This window comes from Stappia sp. ABD4_338, assembly GCF_056312175.1.
This window is the reverse complement of the sequence record NZ_CM149982.1, coordinates 1521089-1541756: the sequence shown is the minus strand read 5'-3', so window position 1 is coordinate 1541756 and position 20668 is coordinate 1521089. Positions and strand designations below refer to the sequence as shown.

Below are 20668 nucleotides of genomic sequence, written 5' to 3'. Positions count from 1 at the left end.
CCGGGGGGATCCACGAAGACCCCGGAGCGTTTCGCCCTGTCGTGTCGCGCTTGCCCGGGAGCCCGAACGACCGCGCCGTCAGGATTTCCGGACCGGCGGATGCGGCAGACGCGGTCCGGAAAGGGGCTCAGCCCTGAGCGGGCAGATTGTCGGCCGAATAGCGGTCGACCTGGACACTGTCCTCGACGGCCTTCAGCGCCAGATTGGCCTCGTAGTATTTCTTCTCGCCGATCAGGCTCGCTGCCTTCTGCACGTTGCCGAGCGTCTCCCTGGCCGGGATCATGGCGGTCTGGACGGTGACATCCACACTGGCCGCCTTCAGCACCTCGGCCGCCGCCTTCTGGTCGCCCTTGGCAAGGTGATCCCCCGCCTTGGCGATCGATGCCTTCTGGTTCTCATCGGGCCGGAAGGTCTCGTCCAGGGTGAGAGAGGAGTAGAACGGGACGTAGGCATCGCCCTCGGTCGCGGCCTTCTTGCCCTTGATGGCCTTCTCCGGCATCTGCGCCTCGGCCTTCTTCAGGTTGCCGGCAGCGTCGGTGAGATACTTCGAGGCCTGCTCCGGCGCGCCATCGAAGAGCGCGAGACGGGCCGCCCTCACCTCGCCCATGGCGCTGAACGCCTCGTCGACGGTCTGAACGAGCTTCCTGTCGGCGGCGGTCTCCGCCTCCGTCCCGGCGGTCTGCGCCGCGGGCTTGGCAGCGGCCTGGGTCTGTGCGTGGTCGGCGGCCTTCGGCACGGCGTCCCCGGCATAGGCGAGGCCGCCGCCGGCAAGCACGGAGACAACGGCAAGCGAGGCGACTGTGGTCTTCAGGCGATTGACGGACATTGGATCCTCCATCTGTTCGGATCCGCTCTGGGGATCCGCGAGGGCGTACAGCTCATCGGCTGGTACACCCTCGAGATGGGGAGCCGTCATGACAGCCGCCTGTCCGGAAGATGAAAAATCGGACAGGTTGGCGGGTCGCTCCGTCAGGCGTTCCGCTCAGCTCCTGTCGCGGAACCGGTTGGTGATCGGATAGCGGCGGTCCCGCCCGAAGTTCTTGCGGGTGATCTTCACGCCCGGCGCCGACTGCCGGCGCTTGTATTCAGCGATGTAGAGCAGGTGCTCGATCCGGTGGATCAGCTCCCGGTCGTGGCCGCGCGCCTCGATCTCCCCCACCGACATCTCGTTCTCCACCAGACACTCGAGAATGTCGTCGAGCACATCGTACTCGGGCAGGGAATCCTGATCGGTCTGGTTCTCTCGCAGTTCCGCCGTGGGCACCTTGGTGATGATGTTTTCCGGGATCACGATGCCGTCCGGCCCCTTCAGCGCCTCCGGCCGGTTGGCGTTGCGCCAGGCCGCGAGCCGATAGACCTGCGTCTTGTAGAGATCCTTGATCGGGTTGAAGCCGCCGTTCATGTCGCCGTAGAGGGTCGCGTAACCGACCGACATCTCCGACTTGTTGCCGGTGGTGGCGACCATGGCGCCGAACTTGTTGGAAATCGCCATCAGGATCGTTCCACGCGCGCGGGACTGGAGGTTTTCCTCCGTCACGCCCGCGTCCGTGCCGGCAAAGAGCGGCCCGAGGCATTCCGTGAAGCCCTCGACCGCCGGGGCGATGGACACGATGTCATAACGCAGGCCGAGCGCGTCCACGCAGCCCTGCGCATCCGCCAGGCTCTCGTCGGAGGTGTAGCGGTAGGGCAGCATCACGCAATGAACCCGCTCCGCTCCCAACGCATCGACGGCCATGGCCGCGACGACGGCGCTGTCGATTCCGCCCGAAAGACCGAGCACGACACCGGGAAACCGGTTCTTCTCGACATAGTCCCGGAAGCCCAGGACGCAGGCCTGCCAGCGCGCGGAATCCGTGTCGGGGAGCGCGACGCGCGGCCCGCTTTCGCAGATCCACGTCTCACCGTCCCGTCGCCAGTCGGAGACGGCGATTTCCTCGCAAAACTCGCCCATCTGGAAGGCGAGCGAACGATCCGCCTGGAGCGCGAAGGACGCCCCGTCGAAGACGAGCTCGTCCTGTCCGCCCACCTGGTTGCAATAGACCAGCGGCAGGTCGGTCTCCACCACGCGCTGGACCATGACCTGAAGGCGGACCTCCGGCTTGCCGGCGTAGAACGGCGACCCGTTGGGCACGAGAAGGATCTCGGCGCCGGTCTCCGCGAGGCATTCGCAGACCTCGTCGTTCCAGCTGTCCTCGCACACGGGAACCCCGAGACGCAGCCCGCGAAACCCGAGCGGACCGGGCAGAGGTCCGGGCTGAAACACGCGCTTCTCGTCGAACTCGCCGTAGTTGGGCAGATCCACCTTGAACCGCACGCCGACGACACGGCCCGCATCCAGAAGCGCGACCGCATTGTGCAGCTTGTCGCCCTCGCGCCAGGGCAGACCGACAAGAACGCCGGGTCCGCCGTCCGCCGTCTCGCCGGCAAGCGTGTCCAGCGCCTCGCGGCAGGCCGCGACGAAGGCCGGCTTGAGAACCAGATCCTCGGGCGGATACCCCGACAGGAAAAGCTCGGAAAAGAGAACGAGATCCGCGCCCTGCCCGGCGGCTTCGGCACGGGCGCGTCGGGCAAGCTCCAGGTTTCCGGTCACGTCGCCGAGAACCGGATTGAGCTGAGCGACGGCGAGACGGAGCCGACCGGCCCGGGAGAGATCGCTGGAACGGTCTGCTGAGGTCATGGAAGCTCCGGCGGGAACGTTGGGATCACTATGCCCGCCGGTTTATCGCGCGCTCGCCTCAAGCGCAACGCGCCATCGGGATCCCCGTCCCCTCAGTCCCTCAGAGGAAGACGACATCCTCCGCCCGCCCACGCGCGGCGCTTGGTGGTGGTGCGGCCGCGGCCTGCACCACGCCCGTCGACGCGGTCAGGACGCGCAGAATGCGCTGGTAAAGCGTTGCCGGAGAGACGGGCTTGGCCAGGAACTCGTTGATCCCGAGCCGCGCGGCCTGGAGCACGACCTGGCGCCTGGCATCGGCGCTCACCAGAATCACCGGTGTGGTCGAGACGAGCGGGTCTGAATCCTTGCGCAGGATGGTCAGGAACTCCGCCCCGCTGAGCGGCTCCATGAGCCAGTCGCAAATGGCGATGTCCGGCCTCCGGTCGACCATCATGGCCAGACCGTCGGCGCCGTCCCCGGCCTCGTATACCCGTCGGATGCCGAAGCCTCCGAGGATCGCCCGAAACAGGCTCCTCATGTGCGTGTTGTCGTCGATGACAAGCACCGACAGATCACTCATGTCGATAATCATGCCGTTCGGTCCCCTCCCGATTGGCGTTTTCTCACCATAGGTCGCGTGTACTAAAATTCCCTTACGTAATCACCAGCAGAAAGCAGGCGTTTCAAGGGTGGAACGGCAGAACTTCGCGCTGCCTCGCGTTTGAAAATCTTCATATGCAAACAGGATGATCGCTCCACGAAACGGGAGCCTGGCGGAAAGTCACGCGACGATCATCTAGGCCGGGAACATTAATGGTTTCCTAGCCCGCCCGGGCGAAGGACAGCATGTCGCAGGCCTTTCCTGCACGAAAAAAGGGCGGCTCCCCGGGGAGCCGCCCTTTCGACATGTCATTGGCCGGCAACGCGTGAACGCGTCACCGGACGGCCTCACACGGCGGCCCGTTCCTGGTCGCCGGACTGGCGGGCGTCACGCTCCTTGCGCACGTTCTCCGCGACGAGGAAGGCGAGTTCGATCGCCTGCTCCGCGTTGAGGCGCGGGTCGCAGTAGGTGTGGTAGCGATCGGCGAGATCCTCCGCCGTCAGCGCGCGGGCGCCACCGGTGCACTCGGTCACGTTCTTGCCGGTCATCTCCACGTGGATGCCACCGGCATAGGTGCCCTCCGCCCGGTGAACGGCGAAGAAAGCCTCGACCTCACGCAGGATGCGCTCGAACGGGCGCGTCTTGTAGCCGTTCGCGGTGATCGTGTTGCCGTGCATGGGATCGCAGGACCACACCACCTTGCGGCCCTCGCGCTCCACCGCGCGCACCAGCGCGGGCATGTGCTCGAACACCTTGTCGGCGCCGAAGCGGCAAATCAGCGTCAGCCGTCCCGCCTCGTTGTCCGGGTTCAGCGTGTCGATGAGGCCGAGCAGTTCGTCCGCCTTGAGGCTCGGTCCGCACTTCAGGCCGATCGGGTTCTTGATGCCGCGGAAGAAGTCCACATGGGCATGATCCGGCTGGCGCGTGCGGTCGCCGATCCACAGCATGTGGCCCGAGGTCGCGTACCAGTCGCCCGTCGTGCTGTCGACGCGCGTCAGCGCCTCCTCGTAGCCCAGAAGCAGCGCCTCGTGGCTGGTGAAGAAATCCGTCGAGCGAAGCTGCGGCGCGGTGTCGGGGTCGATGCCGCAGGCGCGCATGAACTCGAGGCTCTCGGAGATCCGGTCGGCCAGAACCTGATAGCGGTGGCTCTGCGGGCTGTCCTTGACGAAGGAGAGCATCCAGCGGTGCACATGGTCCAGATTGGCGAAACCGCCCTGTGCGAAGGCGCGCAGCAGGTTCAGGGTCGCCGCCGACTGGCGGTAGGCCATGATCTGGCGCTGCGGATCCGGCTCGCGCGACTCCGGCGTGAAGGCGATGTCGTTGACGATGTCGCCCCGGTAGCTCGGCAGTTCCTGGTCGCCCTTCTTCTCCATGGGAGAGGAGCGCGGCTTGGCGAACTGGCCGGCGATGCGGCCGACCTTCACCACCGGCTGGGCCGACGCATAGGTGAGCACGACCGACATCTGCAGGAAGACGCGGAAGAAATCGCGGATGTGGTCGGCGTGATGCTCGGCGAAGCTCTCGGCGCAATCGCCGCCCTGGAGCAGGAACCCACGCCCTTCGGCCACCTCGGCAAGCTGCGACTTCAGCTTGCGGGCCTCACCTGCAAAAACGAGCGGCGGAAAGTCGGAGAGACGGCGCTCCACCTCGGCCAGGGCCTCCGTGTCGCGATACTCGGGCACCTGCACGATCGGCTTCGACCGCCAGCTGTCCGGTGTCCAGTTCTGCGCCATTGTTCCAACTCCGTAAAACGACCTGCGGCAAGATTCCGTATCTTCGGGTCCGCGCTCCGGTTGCGAGTTTCGTCCTCCCCCGGAAGGCCTTGCGGGAAATTGCTCATCCTCCGGGTGCGGGCGGTTATACACGCGGGGGCCACGCGAAGCCACACCAAACCGTGCCCCGCGCACCTGCCTTGCAGGTTTCGCCGAAGGCCGCCGCTGCGTCAGCCCTGCCCGCCCTTGCGATTGCCGGCGCCCCTGGCCGCTTCCGCCTCCCTCCGGTAGTGCCCGACCCCGTGCCAGTGCGGATTGAAACACCGGGCCATTGCTGGAAAGGTCGGGGCCTCGCAAGCCAGCCACCCGCCCGGAGCCAGCCGAATGACGCTCGAACACGACCACTCCGCAGCAGCGATCGCCGCCCGCCTGTCGCGCGGGCCCCGCGTCAGCTACCTGCGCGACTGGATCTACGGCGGCATCGACGGGGCGGTCACCACCTTCGCCATTGTCGCCGGCAGTCTGGGGGCGAGCCTCTCCGCCCGCGTGATCCTCATCCTGGGCGCGGCCAACCTGATCGCCGACGGCTTTTCCATGGCCGCCGCGAACTACTCGGGAACCAAGGCCGAGCACGACGACCACGCCCGCCTCAAGGCGGTGGAGGAACGCCATATCGCCTGCGCGCCCGAGGGGGAGCGGGAAGAAATCCGCCAGATCTACAAGGCAAAGGGGTACGACGGCGATGACCTGGAATCCCTGACGAACCTGGTCGTCTCGCGCAGGTCGGTCTGGATCGAGACCATGCTCGCCGAGGAATACGGCGTTTCGGCCGGCCTGCGCCATCCGTTGAAGTCGGCCGCCGCGACCTTCTCCGCTTTCGTGATCTGCGGCCTGGTGCCCCTGCTGCCCTTCATCGCGGGCCTCCAGGCGTCAGCCCTGACGGCCGCCCTTGCAACGGGCGCGGTCTTCTTCGCCATCGGATCGGCGAAGTCCATCTGGTCGACACAGAGCTGGTTCCGCTCGGGCCTGGAAACCCTCACCATCGGCCTCGGCGCCGCCCTGCTGGCCTGGGGCGTCGGCTACGTGCTGGAACGGCTCGTGACCTTGTAGGCAGCCCGCCTACAGCGCCATGTAGCGGGGCCCGAGCGGGGCAAGCAGCGCATCGAAACGTGCCAGAACGTCCGGCGCGATCTCCTGCGCGCGCGGATAGAGCGGCGCGGAGCGGTCCGCGAGGATCGGCGCCTCCCAGCCATCGGTCGTTTCGAGGAAGTGACGCACGCCCTCCTCGCCCCAGAACGCCATGAAGCCGGCCAGAACGCAGTCGAGATAGGACTGAAGGATCGGATGCGCATCCGTGCCCGCACGACGGATCCGGCTATCGGCCTCGTAGAGAAAGGCATCCCCGGGACCGGGCGCGCCCTGCGCATCGCAGCGGAACTGCTCTCCGATGCCGTCCACGCGCACATAGCGGTGCTCGCGCTTGTCGAGAATGGCGAGGCGTTCGGCCGGTTCGCTGACGAGAACGCCCCGGATGGCGCTTGCCGGATCGCGGCGCACCGTCAACGTGCAGGGAGAGACCCTGCCCGGAGCCGGTGCCCCGGCGCCGTCCGGAGTGCCGGGCCACCACGCACGCCATTCCCGGCGCCATCCCGAGAGCGTTCCGGCGGTCGCGCGCGCGTCCTCTCCAAGCGTCCTCGTGTTGACGAGCGAGCCATACCCGAAATACGAAATCCGCATGAGCCATCCGTTCCCACTCCGGCAGCCCCGGGTGTCGCGGCGGCCGTCTGTCCCGATTTCCAGCGCCAATTGCTAAAGGATCGCAACGCCCATGACCAGTGCCCCCGCCTCGAGCTGGACCGACGACGAGACCGACCGCCTGCGCGCGGACACCCCCGGCGTCGCAAGCGTGCTCCACTTCAACAACGCCGGGACCGGCCTGATCTCCGGAACCGTTCTTGCCGCCGTGAAGGCGCACCTCGACCTCGAGGCAACGATCGGCGGCTACGAGGCCGCCGACCGGGCTGTTTCCCAGGCGGAGGATTTCTATCCGGCCATCGCGGCGCTCATCGGCGCACGATCGGAAGAGATCGCCTATGTGGAGAACGCCACCCGTGCCTGGGACATGGCGTTCTACTCCGTCCCCTTCCGGCCGGGCGACCGGGTCATCACCTCGCGGGCGGAATATGTCTCCAACTATGTGGCGCTGCTGCAGATGAAGGCCCGCGCGGGGATCGAGATCGACGTCATCGGCGACGACCGGACCGGCCAGGTCGACCTCGCGGCGCTGGAAGCGGCCATCACGCCGAAGACCCGGCTGATCGCCCTGACCCACGTTCCGACCTTCGGCGGACTGGTGAACCCGGCCGAGGAGGTCGGAGCCATCGCCCGCCGCCACGGCGTTCTCTACCTTCTCGACGCCTGTCAGTCGGCCGGCCAGATAGACCTCGACGTCAACCGCATCGGCTGCCACATGCTGTCGGGCACCGGACGCAAGTACCTGCGCGGCCCGCGCGGCACGGGATTTCTTTACGTGTCCTCGACGATCATCGAGGACCTGGAGCCGGCTTTCGTCGACCTGGAATCGACCGAGTGGATCGACGCAGAAAGCTACCGGCTGGTGCCGGGCGCAAGGCGCTTCGAGAACTGGGAACGCCATTTCGCCGGCCAGATCGGTCTTGCCCGCGCGGCGCGCATGGCGGTGGAGATCGGGACCGACCGTCTCGAGGCACGCATCGCGGGGCTTGCGGACATCCTGCGCAAGGAGCTTTCCGGCCTGCCCGGCACGCGCGTCCACGACAAGGGCGTGCGGCGCTGCGGGATCGTGACCTTCCGCGTCGAGGGCGAAAGCCCGGTCGAGACCCGCGCGCGCCTGTCCGCCGCCAACATAAACGTCTCGGTCTCGGCCGCCTCTTCCGCCCGCATCGACCTGCCGGAACGCGGTCTTGACGCGCTGGTGCGCGCCTCGGTTCACGCCTACAATACGGAAGGGGAAGTCGAGACCTTCCTCAAGGTGTTGAGCGGTCGCTGACGGCCGGTCCGACGCGGCGCATCGTCCTCACGCGTGGAACCGCCGGCGGTATTCGCCGGGGCCAAGTCCGACGATCCGCTGGAAGATCTTGCGAAACGCTCCGGGGTCGGCATAGCCGACCTCCCAGGCGACACGCTCCACCGGCGTGCGGGAAAACTGCAGCATTTCCTGGGCCCTGGCCACGCGCAAACGCTGCAGGTATTCGGTCGTCGTCATGCCCGTGGCTTTCTGGAAACGCCTCAGGAACGTGCGCTCCTCAAGCCCCGCCTGCTCCGCCAGTTGCGCAAGACGCACCTCCCGCCCCTCCCCGGCCTGCAGGAAGTGCTGCGCCTTGAGGATGGCGGCATCCCCATGCGTCAGCCGGGGTGCAAAGCCGCTGTAGTAGCTCTGCTCGCGCCCCGGCGGATCGACCAGCATGATCCGCGCGGTCTGCACCATGACGAGCGGCCCGAGAAACCGCTCCACCAGCTTGAGACCGAGGTCGGTCCAGGACATCAGCCCTCCGGCGGAGATGATGTCCCCACCATCGATGACGAGGCGGTCCGTATCCAGGGCGACCTTCGGAAACCGCTCCCGGAAGGTCTCGGCATGGTTCCAGTGGGTCGTCACCGTCCGCCCCTCGAGAAGCCCGGTCTCCGCGAGAAGAAAGGCACCGCTGCAGACCGAGGCGAGAACGGTTCCCCCTTCGTGGCAGCGGCGCAGCCAGCCGGCGAGCGGCGCGGCCGCCCCGGGGCCGATGGGCGCCTCCAGCGAGGGCGGCAGGATCAGCACGTCGTGCGATCTGCCCCCGGCACCGCACGTTCCCTCTACTTCCATCTCATCGGGCGCCTCGCCCGTCCCGGCGGGCAGGGATCGGATCGCCAGACGCGAGATCGGCTGATCCGCCTGTGCCGCCACCCGTCCCGCGATCGCGAACAGGTCCGTCAGCCCCATCGCCGCCGACAATTGCGCGCCGGGATAAAGCACGATGCCGATCCTGATTTCGTCCATGTGTCGGAATCGCCCTCCCTTATGTCGATCACGCCAATGGTGAAGGCTATGGCGCTCCCCCAGATTGGCGTCAAGACGTTGAACGCGGACCAGCGTTCAACCGTTTCCGGCGGCATCATGCCGAAACACCCAGGACAGGATGAAAGCACCATGGCCAGCACGCCCGTCACGATCACGCAGATCCGCAACGCCACCCTGCGCATCGACTATGCGGGAACCCGTTTCCTCGTCGATCCGATGCTTGCCGAGCGTCACAGCTTCCCCGGATTTCCAGGGACCCTGAACAGCGAGGAATCCAACCCTCTGGTTCACCTGCCCCTGCCCATCGCCGAGATCGTCGATGTCGATGCCGTGATCCTCACCCACCTGCACCCGGATCACTGGGATCAGCCCGCGCGGGACGCCCTGCCCGGAAACATTCCGGTCTTCACCCAGAACGAAGCCGATGCACAGGCGATCCGGGACCAGGGCTTCACCGATGTGCGCGTGCTTGGCGCGGACACGACCTTTGGCGACATCCGGCTGACGAGAACGTCAGGCCGCCACGGAACCGAGGCGCATTACGCCGTGCTCGCGGACCGTCTGGGCGAGGTCTGCGGCGTCGTGTTCAGCCACCCCGGAGTGAAGACCCTCTATCTCGCGGGCGATACCATCTGGAATGCCGATGTGGCGGAAGCGCTCGCGGCCCACTCCCCGGACGTCGCCGTGCTGAACGCGGGTTACGCCATGGTCCAGGGCATGGAGGGCGGCATCATCATGGGCACCGACGATGTGCTGAACGTCCACGAGGCAGCCCCCGGGGCGCTGCTGATCGCCTCGCACATGGAAGCGATCAACCACTGTGCGCTGACCCGCGCGAACCTGCGGAAATTCGCAGCCGACAAGGGGTTCGGCCACATGCTCCTGACGCCTGGCGACGGGGAAACCGTCGTGCTCTGACGCGGGCATTCGCCAGACGCCGACACGAAAACGCCCTCGCGGAGACCGCGAGGGCGAAAGATCCGAAAAACACGGCGCGCTTGCGTCAGGCGCGCAGGCGCTCGCTCGGCTCGCGCATGGTGACGAGTTCCTCCGCCGCCGTCGGATGAACGGCCATGGTGGCGTCGAAATCGGCCTTGCGCGCGCCCATCTTGAGCGCGATGCCGAGCACCTGTGACAGTTCGCCCGCATCGGGCCCGAGAATGTGGACACCAACCACCTTGTCGGTTTCGGGCTCCACGAGCACCTTCATGAGCATCTTCTCGTCGCGGCCCGAGAGCGTGTGCTTCATCGGGCGGAACTGGGCGCGGTAGACGTCGACCGCGCCATGGCGGATGAGCGCCTCGGCCTGGGTGAGGCCCACCGTTCCGATTTCCGGCTGAGAGAACACAGCGGTCGGGATCAGGTCGTGATCCGCCGTCCAGGGCTTGCCGCCGAACACCGTGTCGGCGAAGGAATGTCCCTCGCGAATGGCCACGGGCGTGAGGTTCACCCGGTCGGTGACATCCCCCACCGCGTAGATCGAGGGGACGTTGGTGCGCGACTGTGCGTCTACCACCACCGCGCCGTTCACGTCGAGCTTCACGCCCGCAGCCTCGAGCCCGAGTCCGGCGGTGTTCGGCCGGCGGCCGATCGCGAACATGATCTTGTCCGCGTGAAGCTCGCGCCCCTGCCGCGTCTTGCCGACCAGCCCGTCACCCGTCTTCTCAATCGACGTGAAGACATCCTCGCAAACGACGGAGATGCCTTTCTTTTCCATTTCCTCGTGCAGTGCCTTGCGCAAGTCGTCATCGAACCCGCGCAGGATCTCCTCGCCGCGATAGAGCAGCGTGGTTTCAGCGCCGAGGCCGCTGAAGATGCCGGCGAACTCCACCGCGATATAGCCGCCACCGGCGACCACGATCCGCTTCGGGAAATCCGAGAGGTGGAACGCCTCGTTGGAGGTGATCACATGCTCGCCGCCGGGCAGGTTCGCGTCCACGTTCGGCGTCGCGCCGACGGCGATGAGGATGGTCTTGGCGGAAATCTCGCGCCCGTCGGTCATCAGGCGAACCGTGTTCGGCCCCTCCACGACGGCGCGGCTGTCGAACATCTCGACCCCGGCCCGCTCCAGGTTGCGACGATAGATGGCCTCGAGCCGGGTGATCTCGCGGTCCTTGGCGTCGACGAGCTTCTCCCAGTCGAAACGGCTTTCGCCCACATCCCAGCCGAACCCGGCCGCGTCCTCGAATTCCTCGGCGAACTTCGAGGCATAGACGAAAAGCTTCTTCGGCACGCAGCCGCGAATGACGCAGGTCCCGCCGTAGCGGTACTCCTCCGCGACGCCGACGCGGGCGCCGTAACCGGCCGCGATGCGCGCGGCGCGCACGCCACCCGACCCGCCACCGATGACGAAGAGATCATAGTCGAAATCGCTCATGGTCCGCCTTCACCTTCTGCACCGTCCCCGCCGGCCCGTGCCGGCCCCTTCCGGACGCCCGTCAGGTCGTGCCGCCGCCCCGCCGGCGCAAGTCCGTCGCGGCGCGCCGCACGATATGGTGATCGACCGTGAGGACTTCCGGGCGGGTCGGCGCCGGGGCGAAATGCCCATCGCCCCGGCGTGCCCGAAATTACTGGTTGGCAGCGGGCTGCTGCTCACCGTCCTTGGCCGCCTCGAGGCGCTTGGTCAGCTCCTCGCGCACCAGCGTCACCATCTCGGTGGAAATGGCATCGCCCCACTGCTTGGCGGCACCGATCGACAGCGCCCGCAGCTCCGGCTCGACCCTTGCGTACTTCTGGCCAAGGTCCGAACGATAGAAGTCGGCAAGCTGCTTCAGCTCCTCGACGGTGAAGCGGCGCGCCCAGACCTCGTAGACGACGCGGTTCAATTCCGGACGGCGCGACGCGAGTTCCAGGGCAACCTCGTTCACCACCTCGTCGATCATGCCCGTGTTGGCCGGATCGTTCTGGATGAACAGGGTCCGCGTGCGATCCGCCATCAGCGGCAGCACGTCGTCGAACGGCCGGATGGCGTTCGAGGCCGAAACCGCTTCGCGGGCGGCGGCGATGTGCTCGTCGGTAAAGTTTTCCTGGGCAGCGAGCGGCAGCGTGGCCGCGGCGCTGAACACCATGACGGCAGCAAGCCGCTTGAGGCTCGTCGTGAAGGTCCGATTCATGTCCCACTCCATAGGCATCTGGCAGGCACGGCGCCGGGCGCGCGCTTGATCCGTTTATTGGTCCGTGACGGGCACGAGGCGCTCGACGCCATCCGTTCCGGCAAGATAGGCGGCATCGGCGATGCCGATGAACAATCCGTGGTCGACGCAGCCGGGCACATCCAGAAGCACCCGGGAGACGGCGACGGGATCGCTGATCTCGCCCATCTCGATGTCGAGAATATGATGCCCGCCGTCCGTGACGAAGGGCGTATCGCCGCCGCGCAGGCGGATCGGGACATCGTAGCCCAATCCGGCGAGCGCCCGTGCGATCGAGGCACGCGTGGAGGCGAGGCCGAAGGGCACGACCTCCACCGGCAATGCGAACCGGCCAAGCCGGGCGACATTCTTGCTGGCGTCGGCGATCACGATCATGCGAGCCGACGCGGTGGCGACGATCTTTTCGCGCAGGAGAGCCCCGCCGCCCCCCTTGATGAGGGTCAGATGCGCGTCGAGTTCATCCGCGCCATCCACGGTGAGATCGAGTTCGGGGCAGTCCTCGAGCGTCGTCAGCGGAACGCCGAGCTCCTTGCAGAGCGCCGCCGTGCGCTCCGAGGTCGGAACGCCGATGACATCCATTCCCCCGGCCACGCGCGCCGCGAGGGCACGCACGAAATGCTCCGCCGTGGAGCCGGTCCCAATGCCGAGCCGCATTCCATGCCGCACTTCGGTGAGCGCCGCTTCCGCGGCAAGGCGTTTCAGGTCTTCGCTCATCGCATCCCGTTTCGAACTGCATTCCGTTCCCGGCGCCAGTCCGGGCGTGGCGGGTGTAGCATGGGTGGCCGCGAAGGCAAAGCAGTCCGCGGCCCCAAGGCACCCGCGAACAACCACTCGCGATACCTGCATTTCGCAGATGCAACACAACCAGAAACACGAACCATTAACTTCAGATTCAAGTAATTACCGCAAAATTCCGTCGATTCCCGAGCGTAAGACAGACGCCGAAACGAAATTCGGAGCCGCAAATATGCGATTTTTCTCAAAAAATACACAAATCGCAACTGAGGCAACACCGTCGCGAGATGTCGGTCCTGACGAGTGCGTCGAAACGGAAGACATGGAGAATCTTTTTGCGCTGCGGCAATCCGAGCAGACCGCCCTCACGCTGGACCTGATCGAATCCGACCTTCGAATTGCCGCCGAACGCATCGGGACGAACGCGGATGACCTGCGCGGGCGCGTCGAGGAACAGATGGGCGCTCTCGCCGAGATCCGCGGACATTCCGAGGACCTCGGCGCCCAGACCCGCACCGCCGACGAAACAGCGCAGCAGCTTTCCGGCTCGGTCGAGGATCTGGTCGAGGCCAGCACCGAAATCGGGACGCAGGTGCGCGGCGCCAATGAATTGGTCGAGGAGGCACGCGGCGTCGCCGACACGGCGAACGCGGGCATCGGCGAACTCAAGTCGGCCATCGACGATATCGCCAATGTGGTACGCCTGATTTCCGACGTCGCCAAGCAGACCAACCTGCTCGCCCTCAATGCGACCATCGAGGCCGCGCGCGCGGGCGAGGCCGGCAAGGGCTTTGCGGTGGTCGCGAACGAGGTGAAGGCGCTCTCGGTCGAAACCCAGACCGCCACGGACGAGATCGTCTCCAACATCGCGCGCCTGCAGCAGTCCGCCGAGGGCAGCATCATGGCGGTCGATCGCATCATCGGCGTGATCGGCGAGATCCTGCCGAGCTTCGAGCGCATGACCGGCGCCGTCGACCGGCAGATGGACACCACCCGCACCGTCGGCGAAACCGCCCGCGTCACCGCCGAGTTCGTGCGCACCGTCAACGAGAAGGTGGCCACCATCGAGACCGCCACCCGGGGGGCAGTCACCTCCGGTGAGGCGGCCGTCGCGGCCACCAACGAGATGAGCGCCCTTGGCGCGGGCCTCAACAGCCGTTTCACCATGATGCTTCGCCAGACGAGCATCGGTGACCGTCGCCGCAGCGACCGCCTTCCCGTCGAGCTCAACGGCGTGCTCGACCCGGACGGCCGCCGTGTCGCGGTTTGCACCCGCGACATTTCCGACGGCGGCGTCCTTCTCGTGCTCCAGGACGGGGCAAACTGGGACGGTGGCGACCGGGTCATGGCCGAGATTTCCGGCCTGGGACACGTCGGCCTCTCGATCGTGGGGCGTTCCGACGGCGGACTGCACTGCTCCTTCGAGCGCAGCGACGCAAGCTTCGAGGAGCGCCTGGCGGCAACGCTTGCCCGCGTGCGCGAGGACCTGGACCCGTCGATCCGCTGCGCGCAGGAGGGGGCCGCCCGCCTGCGCCAGGCCATGACCGACGCACTGGAAGGCGGCCGCCTGTCGCTGGACGACCTCTTCGACACCGACTATCGCCCCGTCGAGGGAACCAATCCGCAGCAGCTCACGACCCGCGCCCTCAAGGTGCTCGAGGAGATCCTTCCGCCGGTGCAGGAGGAAATCCTGGAGCGTTCGACGGGCAACGGAATGACCTTCTGCGCCGCCGTCGACCGCAACGGCTACCTGCCCGTGCACAATCGCATCTACTCCAAGCCGCAGCGTCCCGACGATCCCGCGTGGAACGCCGCGAATGCCCGCAACAGGCGCATCTTCGACGACCGCGCCGGCCTGAGCGCTGCCCGCAATCCGCGCCCCTTCCTCGTTCAGACCTATCCGCGCGACATGGGCAATGGCACCGTCGTGTGGATGCGCGAGGTCGACGCTCCAATCGTCATCGACGGCCGGCACTGGGGCGGTTTCCGCACGGCCTACAAGCTGTGATCCGGCGTGTACGCGCTGGGAGCGGCACCCGCCCCCTCGCCCCGCCTCGCCGGATCGGATAAAAGGCTGTCTCCGCGATCAACCGGAGTGCCTTGATGCCCGCTCTCGTCTTCGATCTCGACGGCACGCTCGTCGACACACGCCCCGACCTTGCCGCCGCCATCAACACGGTGCTGCGCGCAGAGGGGTACGGCGAAGTCGCCGTGGAAAGCCTGGGACACCTCTACGGCCACGGCGGGCGGGCGATGCTGCGCAAGGCCTTCGCGGACCAGGGCGCCGCGGTTTCCGACGATGAGATCGAACGCATGAACGCGGCTTTCGTGGAGGCCTACCGGGCCGACATCGCGCGTTTGAGCCGCCCCTTTCCGGGCGTCCGCGAGGCACTGGCCAGCGCGGCCGATCTCGGCTGGAAGCTCGCCGTCTGCACCAACAAGCGGGAAGACCTGGCGCTGGAGCTTCTCGAGACGCTCGACCTTCTCGCGCCGTTCGCCGCCATCGTCGGCGGCAACACCTTCGCGCGCGCCAAGCCCGACGCCATGCCGCTGCTCGGCGCGATCGAGCGTGCCGGCGGCGACCGCCTGCATTCGGTGATGATCGGCGACAGCCAGACGGACATCGACGCGGCCCGCGCGGCCGGCGTTCCCGTCGTCGCCGTGACGTTCGGCTACACGGCCGTTCCCGTGCGCGAACTCGGCCCGGACGCGGTGATCGACGCCTTCGACGCCCTTGCCGGCGCGCTGGAGCGCATCGGACGCGCGCCTGCCGGCGCGTCCTGACGTGCCGCGCGCAGAGCTGCCGCTCAGAAGTCGTTGAGCAGCCGCGACCAGCTTTCGGACGCAAGGCCACCGGCATAGAAACGCCCCCCGGCGCCGGCGGCACGCACATCGGGATCACTGGACGAGAAGCAGAAGAAACCGCGATGGCGGAAGCAGACATGCGGCTGCATCTGCAGGGCCGGAAACAGGAAAGTTTGCGTCATTCCGACTGCATGGGAATGACCGGCCTTGTCGAGAAGGCCCAGAACCTCCGCCACGCACTCGCGCTCCCGCCCGTCCTCGCAGAGCAGGTTGAGGACATTCGCCTCGCCTCCCGCGCTCCCGCACCAGGCCGCGGCCCCGACAACCCTGCCCTCGCCATCCTCGACGAGACAGAAACGCAAGGGACCAAGCCGCGTGTTGCGCGCCGCCATGGCACAGACCCAGGAAAAGTCCTCTCCGCTCCAGTCCGGATACACATCGAAGCGGGACAAGAGTGCGGGAGCAACCCCGGCGAAAGCGGCCGCGTCCACCACACGGGCGGAAAGCTGATCGGAGCCATTGGCCCGGAACCGGGGATAGGCCCGGCGCACAAGCCCGTCCGCGACGTGTGCGGGAACGCGCATCACGCGCGCGAGCGCACGGGACGCACGCCCCTTGCCCGGCCTCTCGAGACGCTCGAGCGATGCCTGCAGCGGACGGAAAACCCGGCACCACGCAAGACTTTCGACCGGCATCATGTCGCCGCCCCCGGCGCGCCAGTGCCCGACACTTTGAACCTGGGCGGTATCGGAAAACACCAGATCGTAGGACAGGCCATGAAAATGATGGTTGAGGCACGCGGCGGCACGCATGCCCGCCGGGCCGCAGCACATGAAGGAACACAGCAGCCTGGCCGTCACCTGCCGCCCCCCGACGCGAAACCGCATCGGCACGGCAATGAGCGCGGCGAGGATCGTGCCGGCACGGTTCTCGTATACGAGACTTCCATTTTCCGGCGTCAGGGCCGGACTGCCGAAACACAACTCCTCGAGATAGGACAGCAAGTCCGCCGACGGCGTTTCCTTGCGATCACGAAAAACGGCGAGGAACAGACGCGCGACCGTATCCAGATCCCGCCGCTCCATGAAACGCACGCCGCTTTTACGTGTCGGCAATCGCATACCGTCCGGCCGCATCACAGATCTCGCCCCCGCGTCCACCCGGCGCCTTCGCAAGCACCGGAAGCTTTCATGGCGAAAACTGTACAACCAACGGCTTTCCCGAAGGTTGACGGACAACGCTTTGTAACAGGGACCGGCGCACAAGATGCCATGGCCGATGAATCACGTCACAACGGAGTGCGGTTCCAACGTCTGTGAAAAAGTGATCGACCCGGCTTGCGCACCCCACTGACTTCCATTAGATACCCCTCACCAGCCGAAACGGCCCGGGCGATTAGCTCAGCGGGAGAGCGTTCCGTTCACACCGGAAAGGTCACTGGTTCAATCCCAGTATCGCCCACCATTCCCCTTCAATGACTTACGGCCAATCTACGGAATGACCTTTGGTTCAATTGAACCACGATAAAGGTCGGCGAGATGGCGCTCATACGTCCTTCCGCGCAGCCCCTTGCGTCGGGCTTTTTCATGCCCCCCACAGGGACCACAGCTTCCGGTCGGGTTCGTCGCGGTGGAGCACCCGGCCCAAGCCTGGCAGATCGGCTCGCGCGAATGCCCGACTGCGCTCTTGTCACCCATTCGGGCGGCTGGAGCAGATGGAGATCGCGCGACCGGCCCTCCGACGGTCATGAAAAAGGGCCGGCGCAAATACGCCGGCCCTTTCCAGTTTCAGATCGCAAGCGCCCTTACATGGGCGCGACCCACATGCCCGACACCCACGGACCGGGGCCCCAGGGGCCGTAGTCGAAGGCGGCCTGCTGCATCATCATCGCCGCCGTCTGCTGCTCGTTCGCGAGGTTCTGCTCGAACACCATCGCCTTGTAGCTCTGGTAGTTCTCCTCGGTGCCGTAATACAGGCAACCGCAGACGCTCGGGTCGGCATAGACGAAATACGGCGTACCGTTCTTCGACTGCATCACGAACTTGTGCGCCGGCAGTTTCTTCAGCGAGGCGACCTTCTCCGGCGTGTCGGCGACACGCACACGGAATCCGGCGGCCGACAACATGCTCTCGCGGTTTTCGACGGCGGACACGCAACCGGCGGCAGTCAGGCCGGCAAGCGCAAGCGCTGCAATGGCGGAAGGTTTCACGGGAAAGTTCTCCATCTCGGGGTCAGCATTGTAATACCTGTATCAAACCGGAAAGAAATGTCGAAAATGTTAAATCTTTCAATAGACTCTCCCAATTCATCGACAGGACCACCTCAGGCACCACGATTTCGGGACGAACGCGACGGTTGTATTGCCCGATCGGAACACGGCCGCGCCAACGCTTGAATCAGATCCTCAGGCTCTTTCCGCAGCCACCTGACATGACTCCACTTTTCGTACCGGCCACACATGATTCAATGTCTCAGCCGGGCACGACAGGCGATTCTTTCGATTCCACATTCGGGCTTCGCCCGGCACCACACGCCCGGCCGATCCGCGCAACAAGCATCCGGTAGGCACGATAGGTGTATGGCGCGGCACTGCTCATCAGAAACGAGAGCAGTTCCGCCCCTTCGATCACATCCGCCATGAAGGCATTGGCGAAGGCTTCCGCCACATGGCCAACAGTCAGATGCGGACCCAGGATCTGCCCGTGCCCTCGGTAGTAGGCGCGAGAGTGCCCCCAGCCACGCCGCAGGTCATATACCGCCCCGATGAAGTCGCCGACCGCACGCAAACCGTAGCGCGCAAGGCGCAGGCAGCCCCCGTCCCGCCGCCGAGCGGCAAGGGCCTCCAGCCGCCTCGACAGCCCCGCCAGGGCCGCCTCCGCCCGACCGGCCCACCACTGAACGGCGAACAGGGAGGCAGCCTCTCCTCCGTCCGCAAGCGCCAGAAGCCGCTCCCGGGCAACGTCCGGAAACACCGCAAGCATGCCGGCCCGCCCGCCGGCAGCACCATCGTTCCCCGCAAACGCCTTCGGAGGAAGGTCTCCATCACACTCCAGACGCCCGCGGTCCTGTCGGATCGCGGGCGCAAGCCACACGGACCGCCCTACCCGTCCGGCACGCCCGTACAGGTCCACCGCATGTCCGAGTTCGTGGGCAACCACCCCAACCCAGACCCGACCGGCCGCCGTTCCGCGCCAGCGCGCCGGCGCGACGATGTAGTGCGCATCGGCCCGATAGAGACCACCGCTGCCCGGAAAGAACTTGCGGCGCACCGGCGGCGTGGCGTTGAAGGCCGCAACGGCATCGGGGTGGGCCTCAGTTGAAAACGCGGTGACATACTGACGCTCGAAACCGGTCCGCATCCGGAACCCGGCCGGGGTGATCACACGCCACACCGGATGACCGGCTTGCCACCCGCGCGGCCAGCGCCGCGCGACCGGAAAATCCAAGAAAGTCGAAACAAGACATACCGGAACCCACCCCAGTTTCCGCTACGTTCTTGCGCGCGCCTGAAGGATCTCCACGCGCATGCGGCCTGTTTTCCGCCAGACACCGCAAACAGCTTCGGGAGGGTTGATCGCCACGTTCGACCTGCCGAACCGAAATCCCCAGCGCGAACGACCAGCCGGCGTGATACCGCATGCCCATACTGCCATGTCGTTTCCATGAAAAATCTTGATTTACTTAATACGTTCTATGGCAATTGTGCGGAGCATGTAATTTCAAACGATTTTATTTGACACGTAAATTCACCCCCTACAAAATGCCTGCAAACGGCGAATATAAGCCTTCCAGTAGACTTGAAACGGATACAGCCCATGACCCAGGCCCCAACGGACCGCCCCCCGTCCGGTTGCGCGTCGCTTGGCACGTCCCGGGATCGACACGAGGCCTCGGGATCCGAGAGCCAACGGGTCGCCCTCATCGTGCTCGATCAGTTCTCTATGATCGCCTTCACGTCCACGATCGAACCCGTGCGCATCGCCAACCGCGTGCTGGGGCGTGATTTCTACGACTGGAAAACCTACTCGGTCGACGGCGAGCCCGTCACCTCCAGCAACGGCTGCACGCTCTCGGTCGACGGTTCAATCGCCGATCTCAACGACGCGGACATCACGCTGATCTGTTCCGGCGTGGATGTTGAACGTGTTGTCCTGCCGAAGGAACTTGGCACACAGTTGCGCAAGCTCAACGCGCGCGGGCGCACCTACGGCGCGGTCTGCACCGGCGCCTATGTGCTGGCGCGATACAATCTGCTCGCCGGCCGCCGCTGTACGATCCACTGGGAGAACATCCGCTCGTTTCGCGAGGAGTTCCCCGATATCGACGTCTCGGCGGACCTGTTCGCCATCGACCGCAATTGCATCACCTGCGCCGGAGGCATGGCCGCGCTCGACATGATGCTGCGGGTCATCGCCATACAGCATGGCGCCTATCTCGCCCACGAGGTGGCCGAGGTGGCGCTCTACCAGAACATGCGCTCGGGCGAGAGCGCGCAGCGGCATGACCTGGAAAGCCGGACCGGCATCTCCAACGTCAAGATTCTCGATGCCATCCGCATCATGGACCTGCACATCGAGGATCCCCTGTCCTGCCAGCAACTCGCCATGACGGTGAATCTCAGTCCGCGCCAGCTCGAACGCCTGTTCCGGCGGCATTTCGACTGCACGCCTGGCCAGTATTACCTGAAGCTGCGCTTGGAAACCGCGCGGGATCTGCTGCGTCGCACCAACAGGGCCGTTCTGGATGTGGCCATCGCCTGCGGCTTCGCCTCCACCTCGCATTTCACCAAATGCTATCGCGAGCGCTACAGCTGCACGCCCACCGAGGAACGGCAGTCGTATTTCTGGGCCCCTGCCCCACGCAAGCCGCCCGTACGGGCGACAGTGACCCAGTTGGCAACATCGTGAGCAAGCGGTGTCCGGACGCAATGCAAAAACATCCGGACACCGCGCCTGGAGTTTCGCGTTT

General features: G+C 66.0%; 18 protein-coding genes and 1 tRNA gene. 7 read left to right on the top strand and 12 right to left on the bottom strand.

Annotated elements, in window-relative coordinates:
• Positions 1-127: 127 nt before the first annotated feature.
• The 4 genes from ACYX4S_RS07105 to ACYX4S_RS07090 form a co-directional block, all read right to left on the bottom strand.
• A complete protein-coding gene (locus tag ACYX4S_RS07105; protein WP_476362384.1) occupies positions 128-826 on the bottom strand; it encodes a YfdX family protein in 699 nt (232 codons plus the stop codon).
• Between the two features lie 156 nt (positions 827-982).
• The gene (locus tag ACYX4S_RS07100; RefSeq protein WP_476362383.1) at positions 983-2677 is read right to left on the bottom strand and encodes an NAD+ synthase; all 1695 of its coding nucleotides are present in this window, start codon (positions 2675-2677) and stop codon (positions 983-985) included.
• A 100-nt stretch (positions 2678-2777) separates the two neighbouring features.
• Positions 2778-3236 carry a response regulator gene (locus tag ACYX4S_RS07095; RefSeq protein WP_476362382.1) on the bottom strand — a complete coding sequence of 153 codons (459 nt, stop codon included), beginning with the start codon at positions 3234-3236 and terminating at the stop codon, positions 2778-2780.
• Between the two features lie 368 nt (positions 3237-3604).
• The gene (locus ACYX4S_RS07090; protein ID WP_293721324.1) at positions 3605-4990 is read right to left on the bottom strand and encodes a class II 3-deoxy-7-phosphoheptulonate synthase; all 1386 of its coding nucleotides are present in this window, start codon (positions 4988-4990) and stop codon (positions 3605-3607) included.
• Positions 4991-5353: 363 nt separating this feature from the next.
• On the opposite strand from ACYX4S_RS07090, the gene ACYX4S_RS07085 reads away from it, so the two are divergent.
• Positions 5354-6079: a VIT1/CCC1 transporter family protein gene (locus ACYX4S_RS07085; RefSeq protein ID WP_293721323.1), complete on the top strand. Its 726-nt coding sequence runs from the start codon at positions 5354-5356 to the stop codon at positions 6077-6079.
• A 9-nt stretch (positions 6080-6088) separates the two neighbouring features.
• Here ACYX4S_RS07085 and ACYX4S_RS07080 read toward each other — a convergent pair whose 3' ends face one another.
• The gene (locus tag ACYX4S_RS07080; protein WP_476362381.1) at positions 6089-6706 is read right to left on the bottom strand and encodes a gamma-glutamylcyclotransferase family protein; all 618 of its coding nucleotides are present in this window, start codon (positions 6704-6706) and stop codon (positions 6089-6091) included.
• Between the two features lie 91 nt (positions 6707-6797).
• Here ACYX4S_RS07080 and ACYX4S_RS07075 point away from each other — a divergent pair, with 91 nt between their 5' ends.
• On the top strand, positions 6798-7997 hold the full coding sequence (locus ACYX4S_RS07075) for an aminotransferase class V-fold PLP-dependent enzyme (protein ID WP_476362380.1): 1200 nt from the start codon (positions 6798-6800) through the stop codon (positions 7995-7997).
• A gap of 27 nt (positions 7998-8024) precedes the next feature.
• Here the strand turns inward: ACYX4S_RS07075 and ACYX4S_RS07070 are convergent, their stop codons facing one another.
• Entirely contained in the window at positions 8025-8987 is a 963-nt protein-coding gene (locus ACYX4S_RS07070) for a GlxA family transcriptional regulator (protein WP_476362379.1), read from the bottom strand.
• A gap of 150 nt (positions 8988-9137) precedes the next feature.
• Here ACYX4S_RS07070 and ACYX4S_RS07065 point away from each other — a divergent pair, with 150 nt between their 5' ends.
• Positions 9138-9926: an MBL fold metallo-hydrolase gene (locus ACYX4S_RS07065; RefSeq protein ID WP_476362378.1), complete on the top strand. Its 789-nt coding sequence runs from the start codon at positions 9138-9140 to the stop codon at positions 9924-9926.
• An 85-nt stretch (positions 9927-10011) separates the two neighbouring features.
• Here the strand turns inward: ACYX4S_RS07065 and gor are convergent, their stop codons facing one another.
• From gor to rpiA, 3 genes are all read right to left on the bottom strand, one after another.
• Entirely contained in the window at positions 10012-11385 is a 1374-nt protein-coding gene (gor, locus tag ACYX4S_RS07060) for a glutathione-disulfide reductase (RefSeq protein WP_476362377.1), read from the bottom strand.
• Between the two features lie 190 nt (positions 11386-11575).
• Positions 11576-12121: a DUF2059 domain-containing protein gene (locus ACYX4S_RS07055; RefSeq protein WP_293721317.1), complete on the bottom strand. Its 546-nt coding sequence runs from the start codon at positions 12119-12121 to the stop codon at positions 11576-11578.
• 54 nt (positions 12122-12175) lie between these two features.
• Positions 12176-12874 carry a ribose-5-phosphate isomerase RpiA gene (rpiA, locus tag ACYX4S_RS07050; protein ID WP_476362376.1) on the bottom strand — a complete coding sequence of 233 codons (699 nt, stop codon included), beginning with the start codon at positions 12872-12874 and terminating at the stop codon, positions 12176-12178.
• Positions 12875-13217: 343 nt separating this feature from the next.
• On the opposite strand from rpiA, the gene ACYX4S_RS07045 reads away from it, so the two are divergent.
• Positions 13218-14903, top strand: a complete 1686-nt coding sequence (locus ACYX4S_RS07045; protein WP_476362375.1) for a methyl-accepting chemotaxis protein — start codon at positions 13218-13220, stop codon at positions 14901-14903.
• A 95-nt stretch (positions 14904-14998) separates the two neighbouring features.
• The gene (locus ACYX4S_RS07040; protein ID WP_476362374.1) at positions 14999-15679 is read left to right on the top strand and encodes an HAD-IA family hydrolase; all 681 of its coding nucleotides are present in this window, start codon (positions 14999-15001) and stop codon (positions 15677-15679) included.
• 23 nt (positions 15680-15702) lie between these two features.
• Here ACYX4S_RS07040 and ACYX4S_RS07035 read toward each other — a convergent pair whose 3' ends face one another.
• The gene (locus ACYX4S_RS07035) at positions 15703-16815 is read right to left on the bottom strand and encodes a GNAT family N-acetyltransferase (RefSeq protein ID WP_476362373.1); all 1113 of its coding nucleotides are present in this window, start codon (positions 16813-16815) and stop codon (positions 15703-15705) included.
• A gap of 274 nt (positions 16816-17089) precedes the next feature.
• On the opposite strand from ACYX4S_RS07035, the gene ACYX4S_RS07030 reads away from it, so the two are divergent.
• Positions 17090-17164, top strand: a tRNA-Val gene (locus ACYX4S_RS07030).
• A 340-nt stretch (positions 17165-17504) separates the two neighbouring features.
• On the opposite strand, the gene ACYX4S_RS07025 is transcribed toward ACYX4S_RS07030, so the two are convergent.
• Complete coding sequence (locus tag ACYX4S_RS07025; RefSeq protein WP_476362372.1) at positions 17505-17909, bottom strand: hypothetical protein; 405 nt, start codon at positions 17907-17909, stop codon at positions 17505-17507.
• Positions 17910-18171: 262 nt separating this feature from the next.
• A complete protein-coding gene (locus ACYX4S_RS07020) occupies positions 18172-19059 on the bottom strand; it encodes a hypothetical protein (protein ID WP_476362371.1) in 888 nt (295 codons plus the stop codon).
• Positions 19060-19515: 456 nt separating this feature from the next.
• Here ACYX4S_RS07020 and ACYX4S_RS07015 point away from each other — a divergent pair, with 456 nt between their 5' ends.
• The gene (locus ACYX4S_RS07015; RefSeq protein ID WP_293717363.1) at positions 19516-20607 is read left to right on the top strand and encodes a GlxA family transcriptional regulator; all 1092 of its coding nucleotides are present in this window, start codon (positions 19516-19518) and stop codon (positions 20605-20607) included.
• Positions 20608-20668 lie beyond the last annotated feature (61 nt).